Annotated in this window: 13 protein-coding genes, 1 pseudogene and 1 riboswitch; of the genes and pseudogenes, 4 read left to right on the top strand and 10 right to left on the bottom strand. The window is 34.3% G+C overall.

The features are described 5' to 3' along the window. Window positions 1-72: 72 nt before the first annotated feature. Together metH and V179_RS0106710 are read right to left on the bottom strand one after the other, a co-directional pair. Window positions 73-3,522: a methionine synthase gene (metH, locus tag V179_RS0106715; protein ID WP_028390805.1), complete on the bottom strand. Its 3,450-nt coding sequence runs from the start codon at window positions 3,520-3,522 to the stop codon at window positions 73-75. Continuing rightward, window positions 3,515-5,365, bottom strand: coding sequence for a bifunctional homocysteine S-methyltransferase/methylenetetrahydrofolate reductase (locus V179_RS0106710; protein ID WP_028390804.1), 1,851 nt, complete (start codon window positions 5,363-5,365; stop codon window positions 3,515-3,517). Before V179_RS0106710 ends, metH begins: the two co-directional genes overlap by 8 nt. 504 nt (window positions 5,366-5,869) lie before the next feature. Continuing rightward, window positions 5,870-5,969: riboswitch (SAM riboswitch) on the bottom strand. 657 nt (window positions 5,970-6,626) lie between these two features. Between V179_RS0106710 and V179_RS0106705 the strand changes: the two genes are divergently transcribed. Beyond that, the gene (locus tag V179_RS0106705; RefSeq protein WP_028390803.1) at window positions 6,627-6,833 is read left to right on the top strand and encodes a twin-arginine translocase TatA/TatE family subunit; all 207 of its coding nucleotides are present in this window, start codon (window positions 6,627-6,629) and stop codon (window positions 6,831-6,833) included. A gap of 725 nt (window positions 6,834-7,558) precedes the next feature. Here V179_RS0106705 and V179_RS32335 read toward each other — a convergent pair. Together V179_RS32335 and V179_RS32330 are read right to left on the bottom strand one after the other, a co-directional pair. Then, window positions 7,559-8,077: a methyl-accepting chemotaxis protein gene (locus tag V179_RS32335; RefSeq protein ID WP_235179077.1), complete on the bottom strand. Its 519-nt coding sequence runs from the start codon at window positions 8,075-8,077 to the stop codon at window positions 7,559-7,561. Between the two features lie 240 nt (window positions 8,078-8,317). Further along, window positions 8,318-8,749, bottom strand: a pseudogene (locus tag V179_RS32330) (protoglobin domain-containing protein); the annotation flags it as partial. 292 nt (window positions 8,750-9,041) lie between these two features. Here V179_RS32330 and V179_RS0106695 point away from each other — a divergent pair. Continuing rightward, window positions 9,042-10,103 (top strand): DUF3900 domain-containing protein, encoded by a 1,062-nt coding sequence (locus tag V179_RS0106695; RefSeq protein WP_028390801.1) that lies wholly within the window; start codon window positions 9,042-9,044, stop codon window positions 10,101-10,103. A gap of 575 nt (window positions 10,104-10,678) precedes the next feature. On the opposite strand, the gene V179_RS0106685 is transcribed toward V179_RS0106695, so the two are convergent. Next, complete coding sequence (locus tag V179_RS0106685; RefSeq protein ID WP_028390799.1) at window positions 10,679-10,867, bottom strand: hypothetical protein; 189 nt, start codon at window positions 10,865-10,867, stop codon at window positions 10,679-10,681. 546 nt (window positions 10,868-11,413) lie between these two features. Continuing rightward, window positions 11,414-11,605 (bottom strand): hypothetical protein, encoded by a 192-nt coding sequence (locus V179_RS0106680; protein ID WP_152534707.1) that lies wholly within the window; start codon window positions 11,603-11,605, stop codon window positions 11,414-11,416. A gap of 504 nt (window positions 11,606-12,109) precedes the next feature. On the opposite strand from V179_RS0106680, the gene V179_RS0106675 reads away from it, so the two are divergent. After that, a complete protein-coding gene (locus V179_RS0106675; protein WP_028390797.1) occupies window positions 12,110-12,394 on the top strand; it encodes a hypothetical protein in 285 nt (94 codons plus the stop codon). A 798-nt stretch (window positions 12,395-13,192) separates the two neighbouring features. Here the strand turns inward: V179_RS0106675 and V179_RS0106665 are convergent. The 3 genes from V179_RS0106665 to V179_RS0106655 form a co-directional block, all read right to left on the bottom strand. Then, window positions 13,193-13,609: a helix-turn-helix domain-containing protein gene (locus V179_RS0106665; RefSeq protein ID WP_028390796.1), complete on the bottom strand. Its 417-nt coding sequence runs from the start codon at window positions 13,607-13,609 to the stop codon at window positions 13,193-13,195. 489 nt (window positions 13,610-14,098) lie between these two features. Continuing rightward, window positions 14,099-14,527, bottom strand: coding sequence for a hypothetical protein (locus tag V179_RS0106660; protein ID WP_028390795.1), 429 nt, complete (start codon window positions 14,525-14,527; stop codon window positions 14,099-14,101). A 52-nt stretch (window positions 14,528-14,579) separates the two neighbouring features. Beyond that, the gene (locus V179_RS0106655) at window positions 14,580-14,927 is read right to left on the bottom strand and encodes a hypothetical protein (protein ID WP_152534706.1); all 348 of its coding nucleotides are present in this window, start codon (window positions 14,925-14,927) and stop codon (window positions 14,580-14,582) included. Window positions 14,928-15,755: 828 nt separating this feature from the next. Here V179_RS0106655 and V179_RS0106650 point away from each other — a divergent pair. Further along, window positions 15,756-16,514 (top strand): hypothetical protein, encoded by a 759-nt coding sequence (locus V179_RS0106650; protein ID WP_028390793.1) that lies wholly within the window; start codon window positions 15,756-15,758, stop codon window positions 16,512-16,514. A 202-nt stretch (window positions 16,515-16,716) separates the two neighbouring features. Here V179_RS0106650 and V179_RS0106645 read toward each other — a convergent pair whose 3' ends face one another. Further along, the gene (locus V179_RS0106645) at window positions 16,717-16,950 is read right to left on the bottom strand and encodes a DUF1871 family protein (protein ID WP_028390792.1); all 234 of its coding nucleotides are present in this window, start codon (window positions 16,948-16,950) and stop codon (window positions 16,717-16,719) included. Between the last annotated feature and the right edge of the window lie 79 nt (window positions 16,951-17,029).

Genomic DNA, 17,029 nt, shown 5'->3' with positions numbered 1-17,029 from the left:
TGTTAGCAGAACCGTTCGAGGTTTTACTGCATCTTCAAGCGAAATAATAAAATTCAAGTTTACTATAATAATTTACCTTTCTACATTAAAATATCGTGCTTCAGGATGTGCAAAAACAATTGCTGAGACGGAGGCTTCTGGTTCCATCATAAATCCTTCAGTTAATTCTACACCGATATCTTGAGGTTTTAAGAGACGGAAAAGCTTTTCCTGATCTTCAAGATTAGGACATGCAGGATAACCGAATGAGAAACGTTGACCTGTATATTTTGCTGCGAAACGTTCTTTCATCGTCATTTCTATCGGATCGCTAATCCCCTGTGCATCTCTCATCAAATGATGCATTCTTTCAGCAAAACCTTCAGCCGTTTCAAGGGCGAGAGATTGTATCGCATGGCTTTTTAAGAAGTCACCTTCCTGCTTCCATTTTTCTGCCCATTTTCTAATTCCTTTACCAGCCGAAACAAGAAAGAAACCGACAAAATCCATTTCACCTGACGAAACAGGTTTTATATAATCAGCCAAACATAAGTATGGGCTACTTTCCTGACGAGGAAAATCGAATTCCTCCAAAATTTCCTTGTGGTTATCAGGATTGTATATTTTAACTTTATTACCTTCACTTTGTGCAGGGAAGAACTGATAAATTCCATTTAAACTGTATTCATGATTTGACTTTAAAAAATCGATAAGTTCATCAACAAGGTCATTAAGCTCGATCGCCCGCTCATCTCCCTGATTTAGTAGTTCAGCCACTTTTCCTTTCAAACCAAGATGGTGACCAATCAACATTTGCCTGTTTATGTATGGTTGAACGACTTCGATTGGATAGTTCTTTAATACATGACGTAGTTGATCAATTGGCTTCTTGACGGGAGCGACAGATAACGGTTTTACTTCTGCTTTTTTTCGTTCCGGTTTTTCCATTGTAGCCACGATCGCCGCATTTTCCCTTGCTATCTCTCGTTTTTCATTTACTTCCCTTAGATACTCTGTTTTTTTATGATCGTCATGTAAAATATTTGCAACTGCAAGCCCGTCCATTGCATCTTTTGAGTATAAAACTGGACCATCATACTCAGGAGAAATTTTGAAATCTGTAAATTTACGTGATAATGCGGCACCTCCAACCAGAATAGGAATGTCAATGCCTGTTTGTTTTAAATCCTGCGCTGTAAGGACCATTTGCTGAGCTGATTTGACAAGTAATCCAGACAGTCCAATAACTGTTGGGTTATGTTTACGAACCTCTTCAATGATTTGTTGTGAAGACACCTTTATCCCAAGATCGATTACTTCATAGCCATTGTTGGATAGAATAATGTCCACTAAGTTTTTGCCAATATCGTGCACATCACCTTTGACAGTCGCTAGTAGCACTTTTCCTTTTTTCGCACTGTCTTCTGTATTTTCCATTAGCGGTTCAAGATGAGTAACAGCCGCTTTCATAGCTTCAGCACTTTGTAAAACTTCCGCAACGATAAGCTGATTGTCATTAAAGAGGCGACCCACTTCCCCCATTCCGTCCATTAGCGGTCCGTTAATGATTTCAAGCGGTTCATCTCCGCGTTCAAGTGCCATATTTAGGTCAGTAATTAAGCCTTCTTTTGTACCCTCAATAATATAATTTGCCAATCGTTCATCTAGAGGAAGGACGGCGGTATTTTCTTTTTTCTCCGCCTTTTTACCACGATAAAATTCTGTGAACGTCGCTAATGATTCTGATGATGTATCGAACAATAGTGCTTCAGCCAGTTTGACCTCTTCTTCCGGAATCGAAGCAAAGCGTTCTAATTTTTCTGTATTGACAATCGCATAATCCAATCCCGCTTTTGTACAATGATAAAGGAAAACGGCATTGAGGATTTCTCTTCCCCTTGGCGGAAGACCAAATGAAACGTTAGATATCCCGAGAATTAGCAGACATTCAGGAAAAGTTTCTTTGATTGCCTGAATTCCTTTTACCGTTTCAAGGGCAGATCCGATATACTGCTCATCTCCTGTCCCAACTGGAAATACAAGCGGATCGAAAATCAAATCACGGTCTAACAATCCATATTTATTGACTAGTAAATCAACAGAACGCTTAGCAATTTCAAGCTTTCTCTCGGCGCTAACCGCCATCCCCTCTTCATCGATTGTACCGACAACGACGCTAGCGCCATATTGATGGATCAGTGGTACAATCTTTTCAAAGCGATCTTCTCCGTCCTCAAGATTAATAGAGTTAATGATCGCTTTGCCCTGCGATCTTTTTAACGCTTCCTCCAAGACAGCTTCATCCGTTGTATCAATTACAAGTGGTACCTTGATTTTCTTAACCACCTCAGTGACGAACTCTTTTATATTTCCTAATTCATCATCATCAGGATCAGCCAGACAAATATCAATGACATGAGCACCTTTTTTCACTTGTGCTCGAGCAATTTCTGCCGCCTGCTCAAATTTCTTTTCCCTAATTAGTTCCTTGAATTTACGCGACCCGATAACATTCGTCCGTTCACCGACAAATAATGGACGCATTGAATCATCATAGATTAGGGGTTCAATTCCTGATATTGCATGACCGTGTGTATTATTTTCAATAGTTCGTGGCTCAATCAATTCTAGTACTTTTACTAATGCAGCTATATGCTCAGGGGTTGTACCGCAACAACCACCAATGATATTTACCCAGCCTTTTTCTGCAAACTGTTTCATTTTCTCTGCTAAAGAAATCGGTGATTCGTGATAATGCCCTTCCTCATCTGGGAGTCCGGCATTTGGATAACAACTAACAGCTCGATTTGATAAATTCGCCAATGTTCTAATATGGTCAATCATGAACTCTGGTCCAGTCGCACAATTCAATCCGACCGCAAGTGGATTCATATGTTCACATGAAAGATAAAACGCTTCTATCGACTGACCGGCAAGTGTCGTTCCCATCGGTTCAATTGTGCCAGAGATCATAATGGGAACTTCTCGTCCGAATTTAGCAAACGCCGCTTTTATTCCAGAAAAGGCCGCCTTCACATTTAACATATCCTGACATGTTTCAATAAGAAGTAAATCCACTCCACCATCTAGCAGTCCTAATGCCTGTTCTTCATAAGAAGCAGTCAAAGCTTCAAATGTAGTTCCACCAGTTACAGACAAGGTCTTTGTCGTTGGTCCCATAGCTCCTGCCACGAATCTAGGCCATTCATTACTCGAATATTTTTCGCAAGCAGCTTTAGCAATTTCGGCAGATTCTTTGTTTAGTTTATATGCCAGATAACTTATTTGATATTCATCAAGCACGATACTTGTAGCACCAAATGTATTTGTTTCGATGATGTCTGCACCAGCTGCCAAATATCTTTCATGGATGGATCGAATAATATCAGGTTGGGTTATCGTTAAATATTCGTTACAGCCATCATATTGTTCACCACCAAAATCCTCTGCGGTTAAATTCTCTGCTTGTAACATAGTCCCCATCGCGCCATCTAGTAATAAAATTTTCTTTTTCATTTGTTCCTGTATTAACTGTTTACTCATATGCTCCCACCTCCGAAGTTTGCCTACTATCTACTTTTCTAATATGTTTCGTCAATTTTACAGTCATGTCATAATATAAAAACGGGGTAATTAAATAAATCCCCTTAAATTTATCCATGGCAGCATCAAGCAATTCCTTGGCAATGGCTACTCCTTCATTTTTAGCTTTATTTAGATCATTACCTGCAGATGCCATTGCTCTGCGGACCTCGTCTGGCAATAGGATGCCTGGCACTTCGTTATGGATAAACTCAGCATTTCTTGAACTTGTTAATGGCATAATACCAAGAAATATAGGTGTTTCTAAATGCTGCGTGGCTTCATATACTTCCTCTATTTGCTTCACCGAATAAATTGGTTGTGTCAAAAAAGAGTCAGCCCCACAGGAAATCTTCTTTTCAATCCGTTTAACTGCTTTATCGAGATATTTAACATTTGGATTAAAAGCAGCAGCAACTTTAAAATTCGTTTTTTGTCCTAGACTTTGCCCAGAAAAAGAAAGTCCCTCATTAAATTGTTTGACAAGACTTATTAAATCTAATGATGATAAATCATATACAGATGTCGCCCCCGGAAAATCACCGATTTTAGATGGGTCTCCAGTTACGACTAAAATTTCATTTAAACCAAGTGTTTGCAATCCCAACAAGTGCGATTGTAAACCGATTAAATTACGGTCACGGCATGTTATATGTAGAAGCGGCTTTATTTCATGCTGTGTTTTCAAAAGTGTACCTAATGCCACATTAGAAATTCGCGGTGAGGCGAGCGAATTATCGGCCATAGTAACTGAGTCTACCCCTGCTTTCTTTAAAGCAATGGCACCTTTCATAAAGGCTTCAATCCCTAATTTTTTTGGAGGATCCAATTCAACTAAAATCGTTCTTTCCACTTTTGCTTTTTCATGGAATGCTTGCCCTTCATCAGAATTCCCCACTTCAATAATCTCGATGTCTCTTATTTTTATTTTTTTATCTTGAACTGGAGCTAGCGTACTTACAGCATTTTTTATTGCTTCAATATGAAAAGGCGTTGTGCCACAACAGCCTCCGATAATGGAGGCTCCCTGCTCTCTAAGCTCAAGTGCGGAAGAAGCAAAATATTCAGGTACTGCGTCATATACAAGTCTTCCATCGACATAATCGGGTAAACTGGCATTCGGGAACACGGCAAGTGCTGCCTGTTTTGGTAACGAAACAGATTCCAATGCACGAATCATATGATGTGGACCAAGCCGGCAGTTAATACCGACTACATCTGTTCCCAACTGCTCTAATCTTTGAAAAGCATCGTTTAACGACATCCCATTTTGTAGGTTTCCAATATCATGAAGTGAGACATTTGAGATGATTGGTAAATCCGTTTCCTGACGTGCAATTTGAAGAACAGTCTCCAATTCTTCAAAATCATAAAACGTTTCAAGTATAACACCGTCTGGACCTTCAAGTAGGAGACTATATAACTGCTCCCGGAAAATCCGTTTGATCTCCTCCAAGCTTAAATCTGATTTACGTATACTTCTTAAGGCACCTATCGTACCAAATACAAATGCATTCCCTTGTGCCGCCACCTTTTTTGCAATTGCAATGCCTTTACGATTGATTTGACTTACCTGATCCTCCAATCCATAACGCTTTAACTTATAAAAATTAGCCCCATATGTATTCGATTGGATAATATCGGCTCCCGCATTCAAATATGTTTGGTGAATCGTTTCAATTTGATTTGGATTCGTGATATTCAATTCTTCATAACAGAAGTCAATGCCGTGGGAATACAATAAAGTTCCCATTGCTCCTTCTCCTACTAATATTCGTTTTTTCATTTCTTGACGAAAATCCATAATTACCCTCTTTCTGAGGAATATCGCAAGTCTTTCATTATGGGACATCCTCACTGTTTTCATCATTCTTATTTATTTTCGAAGCATTCCATTACTGAAATTGGTATGTTAGCTTGTAAAGTTTACTCAGTTTTCGTACTCACTGTTTTTGTATATCATGATAAAGTAAACCACAATCGCCTTAAACAAATGCAGACAGTTATAGTGAATCTTGACCATTTTGTATTTGCACAATCATCTTCTGTTCTTTCAATTAATTACATTCTAAATATTCTTTCTTTTACCAACGAAATTTTCCTCCTTTTTCGTTTATCTCGCTAATCTTTATGGATTCATACCAAGCTATCATTTTAAGGAGAGCCACTCCTTATCACATGTTTGACTTTAGTATTTAGATGTAAGTTGCTTACGTTCAAAACTATTTAAAAAAACTTTCTTAACTTTATACAAAAAAACCTCTTCTTATAATTAAGAAGAGGTTTTAGCACTTTATGCTATTTACTCTTCTTATCTTCAAGCTTCTCGCTTCTGGAATTAGCACAGTACAAAATAGTCTGTTGCTGAGGTATCAATGGGCCAGTCCCTCCACCTCTCTGGATAAGAAAATTATATATTTAGTTTTAATATAATTATTACTCTATAGATATTACTACTAAATGTCAAGATTGATTGTAAGAAAAATTCTGAATAAATGAATTATTATTCACTAAGTAGACATAATTATTTTAAGCTATATGTACAATGCCCAAATACCCAATGATCAGATCTTTAAGGAATGGGGTACACCTTTAGAAAATAAAAAAACCAGTTCAATAAAGAACTGGTTTTGTCCCTAGCAATTAGGTAGCCGCCATTGCCGTAAGCTCAGTAATAAAGTTTTAAACCACCACTCCTCAAAGTGGGTGTTTGCAAAAACAGTCCTGTATGTCCTCAGTCAATGAAAAAGGCCTGACATTCTTGTTTTGATATAAAACTCCCTATTACAGCTTAAAGGTTAAAACTTAATTATCAATACGTACAACGCAGCTTGTATTAGTATAATATCTGAAATGAACAAGAATTGCAAGCCTATTGATTGGATAATACAATTCATTATGCTTTTAATCGCGGTTTAATTAACCCCATTTTGGGAATAAAAAAAGACTTGTCAAAGTTTCACTTATATCTAAGTATGTTCACGAGCCTTCCATTAAACTTCCACCTTGCAAACGCTTAAGAAAAGTCTATAATAATAAATATCTACATAAGAGGAGTGAAATTTATGTTTTCCAATATTGGAGTACCAGGTTTAATTCTCATTCTTATATTAGCACTTATTGTTTTTGGCCCTAGTAAGCTACCTGAAATTGGAAGAGCCGTCGGAAATTCATTACGCGAATTTAAAAAAGCGACAAAAGAATTAACAGATGATATTAAAGAAGATGTAAAAGAAGACATTAAAATCGCAAAACAAGATTCACTAAAATAGTAATATACGTGATATCCTCAGTTGCACAATTTATCCCGCATTAACAGGCAGTCCCCACCTCAAGGCTTAGTGGATTTGAAGAAGCCTTGGTGGGAGTTAAACTGCCGAAATCCTGATTGGATCGGCTAACAATTAGTGGGAGATGATGCCCCGCACTGATTGAAGTTTCACTTGATAAAAAAGAATTAACTATTTTTAAATTTCCGAAAAGAAAAGACGCCTGCATTGCAGGCGTCTTTGATGCGTTTGCGGCGAGAAACCGTTGGGCCACATCCCTAACGTGCGTTAAGCATGTTCCTCGTCTTATGCAAATTAGCTCATCGCTTTATTAATATATCATTTTGACGATCAGCAGACAAGGTTTATTTGAAAAATAATTTTTTCTCTTTGGGTTCCTTTATTTACTCCTTTAACCTTTTGTTTAGAAAGTACCCCTTAGTAATTAAAATTTGGGTATTATCTTTTTTAGATTAGTCGTATATAATATATTCTGACGAGGTTATTAATGAAATAATCATAAATTTATTCATTATTTTTCCCTTAAATACTGAAATTTGAGTATTTCTGTCTTAATTGCATAACCATATTTAGCTTTTTACTATCATAGGTATAATAAAGTATAATATATTCTAACGAGGAAATTTACAAAATACTCAAATTATAAAAATTCAGCAACTCTAAATGATAAGCTGCTGTATTTTTTATCAATTTTATATATTTTTTGTTTACAAATTTATCATTAATCGACTTAATTCATCCGAAGATACGGCTACTTTATCAAATCCAGAGCTCAAGCTATGGAAAATATCTGTAAAATCAGACATTTCTCCAGCAATAATAACATTTTGCTCCATTACTTTTTCCATCGAAGCTAGAATGTGATTAAAAAATACCGTCGTTTCTTCTGAATGTTCCTTTACATTTTTCATATCATCTTTGACTGAGTATATAAAAGCGTTCATTTCCTCTGTATAAGATTGAATTCCACTTATTAACAACGAAACCTCAGATACAGATTTCTTCGTACTTTCAGCAAGTTTCCTTACTTCACCTGCTACGACTGCAAATCCTTTGCCGTTTTCTCCTGCTCTAGCAGCTTCAATTGCAGCATTCAAGGCCAATAAATTTGTCTGATCAGCAATTGCAGTTACCATTGTAACGACTCCATTTATTTTAAGTGAAGTATTAGTTAATTGCTCCATTTGATGAGAAAATTGGTTCATAGCCTCTTGTGAACTAATCATTAACTCTTCAACATTTTTCAAAAGTGTTACTCCTTCTTTTGACTTTTGAACTGTATCAGTTGCAATATTGGAGCCTTCCTCTGTTAAAGATTGAATTTCATTTATTTTATACTGAATATCTAGTGTGGCAGCATTTGTCTCTTCACTAACTGACGCTAATTCTTGAGTGTTAGCTTGAATAGTTGATTTAATTACTTGTTTTTCTGATTCAACTTGGTTACGTATCTTTTCACTTTCCAATTCATATGCTTCCAGAACGATTTGTTGTTCTAAACTTAATAATTTAGTAATTGCAAGTACAATTTCTCGATACTCTTCCATCGTTTCTGCTATGGGCGTTACCAAATCAATTAGTGATTTTTGTAAATCTTGAAAAGCGCACATATACCATTTGGGTTGCAATCCTATTCGAACATGGACGTGTGCGATGATATTCCGCTGTTTTATGTAGTCATCATTAATTTTCCCACTAAACATTTCATAAATGTGACGGTTCAATGTTTTTTTCAATCTATCGATGGAACTATTATCTTGAATAATTCTCATCAGTCCAGGTTGTTTTTCCAGATTGAGATAGAAATTACCGACAATCATGTCTATGTTTTCTTTAATCAGTGGTTGAAGAGAACGTGCAACACATAAATCTTTTTTTGTTAGCTGAATCAAATCCATTTGAATTAAGACATCTGGATAGTGATTAACATTAATTTCAGTCATATCTTCATATTGTTCATGCAAGCTCTTCTCTTTTTTTTTCCTGTTTCTCATAATAAATGGTTTCATTAATCAAATCTCCTCAATACTGTATTAAAGTGTTTAATTATATATCGGTAAATTTGTTAAAATTTTAATAACTCTGGTACAAATATACAAGTCACTTCCTAAAAAACGAAGAACTGCCATTGACGTTCGATTCACAGATTCTTATACTGTATAAATGAATGATAGAAAATAGGTGAATGCAGTGGATTTTTCGATACAATATTTATCTTTTTACGTAATATCTGTCGAAGGAAAAGGTGATCAGGCGGATAAACGATATAAGCATTTCCAAACATTGGATGAAGAAGAATATGAAAATAGCTCACTCAAGGATTTTCTTGATGGAGAATTAATGAAAATTAGCAAACGTAAAGTTGATCGGCATCCAAAAGCTGAACAAGTTCCAACTAAAATTGGCTTTTTTATCGTCGAAGAAGGACATGAATTAGACTCTAATCCAAACTATAATTTATTCAATCGTGTTCGTTTTGCAGATACAAAAGACCAGTTTCATGATGAGAACGAACAATTTGTTAGCGCGTATTTAGACACTAGCGCAGTTCGGGGCGGTGTTTTTCTCATCACAAGTGCAAAATTAACAAAATACTTTGATGAACCATTCGTATTCTTACTTAAATGTGACTTCGAGCCAAAGGTCGCCTCCATATCCGACGAAGCAACCTTAATTCGAAACGTAGAAATGGCCATTACAACGAAAAACATGAAATCTATCCAATATCCGTACATGCCAGAAGAAGGAATGGTTGAACCTGGCGAACTAAAGATTCATCAAGCCTCTCATGCCCGCTACTTTGAAGACTTCTTGAAATTCGTTGATTATGGTGAATCAATGCCAGAAATTATGAAAGCACAAGTCATGAATATGGTGCAGGAGCATGTCCAAGAAACGTTCGCTGATAACAGCGAAGAACTACAGCAATTTGAACAGGCAATGGAAGTTTGGGAAGCAAGTGAAAAACGGGAGATTCAAGAGCGTCTCGATACGCATCAAGTGATTGAAGCCACAGCACAAATTGTTGAACATACGCCTGATGCAGAAATGCGAATGACGCTTGGTAATACTTCTGTGAAAGGATTGCTTTCCGATTTCGGCGAAAATGTCCATTTAGGGAAAATTAACGGACGGTATGTTTTGCTTGTGGATGCAGAGTCGATTGTGTTTGAAAAAGGTGTCTCACCGATTGAATTTCATAAACCAGAAGATGTCATGTCGATATTGGAGCGGATCAGGCAGAAGGAATAAGTGGAGATTTTTAAACGAGTCACACGAAAATATGATGATTTGTGACTCCCAGTGTCACAGTTTTACACCACCAAGCTAAATCCATTTTCAGTAATATACGTCTTACTAAAATATTTTACTATCAATCTATCAAAAAAACTTGACTTGATTCGCTCTCCCCCTTCACGATTGGCAGCAGACGTATGGAAAACGGATGTGAGTAAAGTCGGCTACCTGAGTTTCAAGATAAAAATAATCAAGAAACTAAGATAGCCGACAGCAATGATCGATTGTATAGCTTAAGTTATGGTTTCCGGGCTTCAATTCTTTAGCTTCTTTCTCCGGAAATAAATTTGCAAAATCAAATTTTAATGTTTGCGATCTATCCACTTTCAGAAATACTTGCTTCCCAGTTAATTTAGTTGAAACTAAGTCTATATTAACGTATTTTTTCATTTTTAGTTCTCAACTTTTTTAAAATAATTTTGTAAAGTCATGCTATGAAGATACAAAGAGTATTCAAGATATTAATTAGATTGCTTCATTTCTTCATAATTGAATTAGCAGATCGGTAAATCTTGTATAAATCTAACCCCTTAAACAACTACTACGTTAACTTCAATCAATTCCATGTTATCATCATGTTCTTTTATATTGATTGCTTCTACTTCAGGATAAATGTGAGCATAGTCGAAGTTCAAAGTTTGTGATTTATCTGCTTTGAGGAATACTTGCTTCCCAGTGATTCGACTCGAATTGTTATCTTTGATTATGTATTTCTTCATATTACTTTACTCCTTTAATTAAATTGTTGGATTTTGTATTTATATGTCGATACCATTATGATACCATGCAACGTATGCTTTCTCTAGACCTAATTTCGATTATTTATAATAATCAGTAAATTGAAATAATATTAAAGTGTGCATGATGAAACCAAAATCGCTTTTCACAAAGTTAACTTTCTGTAAATTTATTTTTAAAATAGTTATTATATTAATGTCCTTTTATTCGATACCATTTGCCATTATCTACATTATATCTCCAAACCAAGTCCACTGCATAAGCTACTTTGTAATCATGTTTTCGAAATAATATAATCAAGAGGCTGATTAGTGTTCCCTATTTAGTAAATTTCATTGTTTGTAGAGTCTAGTAGTTGCAGCTGTCTAGGCTCTTTATTTTATAGTCACACTCGTGTATAAGACGTAAATAAATACAATGGAAGCAAGAATAATTTTAAATAAATAGCGTTTTATGATTGTCTACACTCTTCATCACTAACCTCATTAATTGATACAACTTCATCGTTTTCATCAATACTCAGTTTCTTAATTGCTCCAATTATGAACTTTAGGAGTTACTACAGTTCCATCATTCAATATTAACTTCAACTCAGGAATAGCCACTGCATACTCTCCAAGCTTTCGTAATCCTTCTTGAATCGCCTCAGAATGGTTTTCACAATTAACATCAATCGAAATATCAAAAGATAAAATAGTCCCAATAAAGAATTTTTTCATAGTATTTTTTGCTTCTACATTTATGCTCACATTTGATTTTTTAATTTTAGTTATCCCCTTTTTTAAATCGAATTTTTATGTAAGGACTCCCACTACAATTAGAATCCTCTCGTCTTCCATTAAACCGGGATCCAATTAAAACTTCCTGATTTCACTTTCACCTTCTCGAATCAACTCTAAGTTAATGTCCCACGATGCTCCTTTGTTCTCATCAAGGGTTTATTCCAGCTTATCATCTTTACCCTATCTACATTCTCTCTCCCACTTCTATATAACTTCTATACAAATACACGGGTAAGGATTTGCACCTTACATGGCTATATATTAATCTTCGTGAGACACAACTTTTGATATAGACCATTTTCTAAATATACACAAAGAAGTACCCATATTTTGTGGGTACTTTTCTCTATTTATACAATTTCAGATACATAGTGTTGTTTCCCATTTTCTTCTATCATATAATATAAGTATAATTATAGAGTCGGAAAAGGAGGAGAGGGAATGAGGAATGAATCACGAGATTCAATTGTCGTTTCACTAGATTCTCATCTTAACAAAAGACTCACTCAATTATCTAAGGATAGAATTATTGCATTAGATATTTTATTGGATAAGTCAGTTGAATTGCTGTTAGATTTTATGGGAGAAAAAGGTTCTTTCACGAATCATGTTAAATTGAATAATGATGCTACTATTAATAAAAATAAAGAACTTATCAATCAAAATAAGAAATTGTTAAAGAAAGATAAGTTGGATACACAAGAAGACACTCACGGAATAGTTTGAGTGTCTTTTTAAATCTATATTATTCTTCATTCTTTGTTTCTTCATTTGTTTTTTTATGTAATTTATCATCAATAATTGTATTAGTATCGGTAATAGCATCTTCTCCAAACCAAATTACAATTCTTTCTTTCGCCTTACTTTTAACATCTTCATTAATGAACATTGAAACAGTTTAATCGTACTCACATAAAATCTTCTCTTGTTACTTAAGGAATTCGTTTGTTTATCATCGTCTTTTTTGTGAAACCTCTTGTTTGACAGTAATAGATATATTCCTCTATAACATCTTCTAAAAAAACAAAAACCACCCTATCTGCTGATCTTTCAACAGAAAAGGTGGTTTATGAATCCATTTTAATAAGAATTAACTAACTCAGTACCTAAAAAAGAGGTGAAGGATTCACCTTTTCCTCTTTTTTAATTACTAAAATCAATATATGAGGGTAGTACCCCTTCTATATAAGGGTGTTTATTCATGACTGCCATCATTTGATTAATTTTCTTTTGCGATGGTTTCATATCCATTTGCATCAAAACCCTGTTATATCATGGTTTATAGCAGGATGCGTAACGACCTTTCCTATTGAGAAAAATATGCCATAATGCTTTCTGAAGGTCCATAATTGAGTGAGTTATTTTAAGGAAATTGCTTAATCATTCATACAATATTTAAATGAGTTTCAAAGCTATTTCATAATACTCAAAAAAACTGCTTCAATTGTTAAGAAGAATGCATCTACAAACGATTAGTCATAAAGTATCAAAATCAAAAGAAGTTTGCAAATAACTGTTAACTCATTATAAATTGTTTGCTTTTAATATATTATTTCTATGCATCTCTTTGAGCTCAATAGGCATTTCTTTATCCAATAACCATTCAGCTTGCTGTTTTTGAAATTTCAACAAGACATCCTGTGGCAATTCTAAATCAACAATATCCGATAACTTAGTAACTCTCAGTGCCACCATAAGAGCAATTAGCTGAGTTTTATTGAGACTAACACCTGTCTTACCGTTGACCAATTGAGAAATAGTACCTACCCTCATACCCGTCATCGACGCAAGGTCCTTTTGAGTTATGTTTCTCTCATTCAATAACTCATCAATTTTATAGACAAAATTAGCATCTGAAAGGATACTAGCAGTATCGGTTACAACTTGATTCATAAGTTTATGTGATTCTCCAATGATGGCTGAAACTTTTTCTTTGCGCAATTCTGATATCCTCCTAGAAATATTAAAAAGACAAGACATACTTTAAAAAATGAAATTTAAGAATGATTTTTTATACATGTGGCATACCTCTCGATTAATATTTTATCACCTGAATCTTTTTCTAACGATGGAAATATTATCTTTTAATATTTCCTTTTATACGTATTTAGTTTTTCTTTCTTCGAGTTTCAGAGTTTATAAATTAATGTAAACATATTACCGCTAACAATCTTGGTTCCATTGTATTATTATTCAAACTTGATTATCTCTCCCCTGCCCGATTGGCAGCGTGGAGAGATAACTTGCTCAGATGCAAAGTTGGCTATCTATGTTTGAAGGAAAAAAATCAAACTTAGATAGCCAAATGATCATTTGAATAGCTTAATAAAGGTATCCGTGTCATCTCCCCTATTGTCCTTATATAGTTAAACAAGATTACAAATAAAAGCACCCGAAATGGGTGATATTTCTCATTATAAATATTAAAGATTAACTTTTTCTAATAGAATCTTTATCAGTAAAACTATTTATTAACCTTTTAATTAGTAAAAAGATTGATGAAATTATCACAAAACCTATAAAAAATACAACGAATCCCCATAATCCCACAACAGCATCTTGAAATTCCATATTTCCTCTTTTGGTAAGGGCTTGTTGTATTTCAATGACAAAAACTAAAACGATCATAATCGTGAAACTATATATGAATGATAGTATTGTAATTCCAAAAGGCAGTTTAGAAATAAATTTTGATACAACTAGCACAAAAAGAAATATCAAGATCCCAATAATACCCATAATCCAAAAATGTAAATCTTTATCATTTAAACCTAGATTTAAATGATTGCTAACGTAGATTTGAATAAAATCATGGATATTATTGAGTAATTCTGCCAACTTGAGAATTGTTTCTTTCATTTTATACTCTCCTTTACTGATTACTCATTTGCTATTATAACAGTAAAAGAAATCATCTTCCTGAATAACTTCTCTCTAAAGTTTTCACAATAGTACCATATATAATGCTTTTATTCGGACTGAAAAGAGATAAAAATTGATTTTCTATAAAGCCACGTCTACTGTACTTTCCACCTAAATTACTGAAAAAATATGCTGCAGGAGCTAGTTGAAAGCTCATAATTAGAACACCAACCTTATCAAATACTCCTATTTTTTGCCAGTATCTCACTATACCAATTGACCCTGCAACCGCTCCTCTAAGCATTGTTATAGTAAGAGCTCTTCCAGAGATATGCTTTTTGTAATTCTTAAAGCCATATTTAAAAACTAAGTTAGCATAATAAATTACCGCATTCACAAACGCGCCTAACACAGCGCCCACTAAGATCTGAGCAAACGTTCCATCGGGATCAACAAACATCACTGGGTTATTATTAGCATAATTATACCCATTCAGCGTATCTGCAACAGTTCCTTAAACCATTTGACGCACTCCAAATGGAGGCTTTTGAAGTATCATCCGATGTAAATACACGAAAGAACAATTCTCCTGATTTAACCCAACAAATATGCTGATAATGCACCCAAAGAGTCAATTTACCCTTTTAATAGGTCCATTCTTCACTGATCCTGCTCTCAATTTATTAATATAAATTCTACATAAACCTTATGTAGACCACAAAAAAAGCTACCCATAAAGGGCAACCAATAGTAGTTAAGGTTAACCCATTATATGTAGTCTCCATGATTGCCCGTTCATAACGGAACAGTTCCTATCCAATCGTTTATCCCTAACACAAATGTAAACTGACAAAAAAGTTATTTAATTTTAAAAGTTCAAACAAGCATACCCCCGTTCTAAATCTAGGACGGGGGTAAAAATATAGTTGTTTAATTTCCCATGTGAAAAACTTCACTATACAAAAAGATAAAACAATATAATCGTTTTAAAATCTTATTCCACAATCGCGAGATTCTTGGTTATGAAAGGGAAATCACAGGAATTTTCGGTGCGAGTGGGATAAGCCATGCAAATGAAAATAGAGAGATAAGCTGGGTCTTTCTTAATGTATTTTAATTAATAAAATAAGTAAAACAATATTTATTTGATTATTCAGACCCTTTCAACGAAATATTTTACATTATATTATATATATGTAAAAAAATGAAAATAGGAGGGATTGTTTTGAAAAAATTTAATTTTGTCAGATCTTCACTGTTAACTTTTTTGCTAGTTATTACAATGTTCGTATCATCTAGTGGAATTGTTAATGCGGAAAAAGAGGACAATGAAAACAATGGTGTTCCTGCATTTGGTGTTTTGAAAAAACATTATATGGCTTGGTGGGAAGCTAATGCTGAAGAGGATGATTTTGCGAAAGAACAATTAGAAAAATTCAACAAGTTAAATCAAGGTGAGAAAAACAAATTTCTTAAGGCAACTCTTTCTTCAAAGACAGCTAAAGATTTTTTTAATAAATTAAATGACATAGAATCATTACCAGAAAACAAAAAAATCCCTATTGGTGAGGATGGAGGATATCTTCTAGTTACCTCTTCAATAGAAAATATGAACGGACAGAAAATAAATTCTTTGCAATCGGTGCCTGACGGATCATATTATTACAAATATGAAACAACAGTAAAAATAAATGATATTGAAGTAAGTAGATATTATGTAACATTATTTGCGACTATTAAAGATGGTGATATTACTCCTGATAATGCTACAGGTGGATCAAAAAATATCTATCCGTTTGTATCGGTTTTTGATGGAGTATCTAGCACATTTAAACAAAATGATAGAGCAGTGGGTAATCAACCATTTGAAGTTCGTGCAACGTTTTTCGGGTTTTATGATTTTAATTTTTTGAGCCACACAGTAAATGTTTATTCATGGATAGATAAAGATGGATTTGCAGGTGGTTGGAAAGAAGTGGATTAGTAAGATCCACAAGTTTATTACAGTGATCCTTCGCAAGGCAAGAAATAATAGGTATAAAAAACATCAACTGTCAAAAATAATATTGGTTTTTCTCCTAAAACGGACGGATTTATGCTGTCCGTTTTAGGGGAAATAAATGCGATAGCCCCACCAACAAAAAAAGAAACCTAGAAAGGCATGAATAGCCAATCAAGGTTTTTAATTAATCTAATATTTTTTTTGCTATTTCTAAACAATCGTTATAACTTCTTTTAAAGTCATCACCAAACATTTTTATAAAAATAGCTTTAATTTCATTTGCCACTTGATTAACATCACTAGTTAGAGCTAAGACGTCATTAATTAGTAATATTTCTTCTTCATACTCATCATCTGGTGCATGCAAAAGAAGATTCATAGGATCCCACTTATTTATTATTCGTTTTGTCTTACTCATAGCTTAGTAACTCCTTTTATTTTCCATAAAATTGATTAATAGCATTTCTATTGGTTTTTTATATTGGTCTTTTCCGTAC

The sequence above is a fragment of the Bacillus cihuensis genome (assembly GCF_000504145.1).
GTDB lineage: Bacteria > Bacillota > Bacilli > Bacillales > DSM-1321 > Peribacillus > Peribacillus huizhouensis.
The sequence above is the reverse complement of the archived record's forward strand: the minus strand, read 5'-3'. Positions and strand labels throughout refer to the sequence as shown.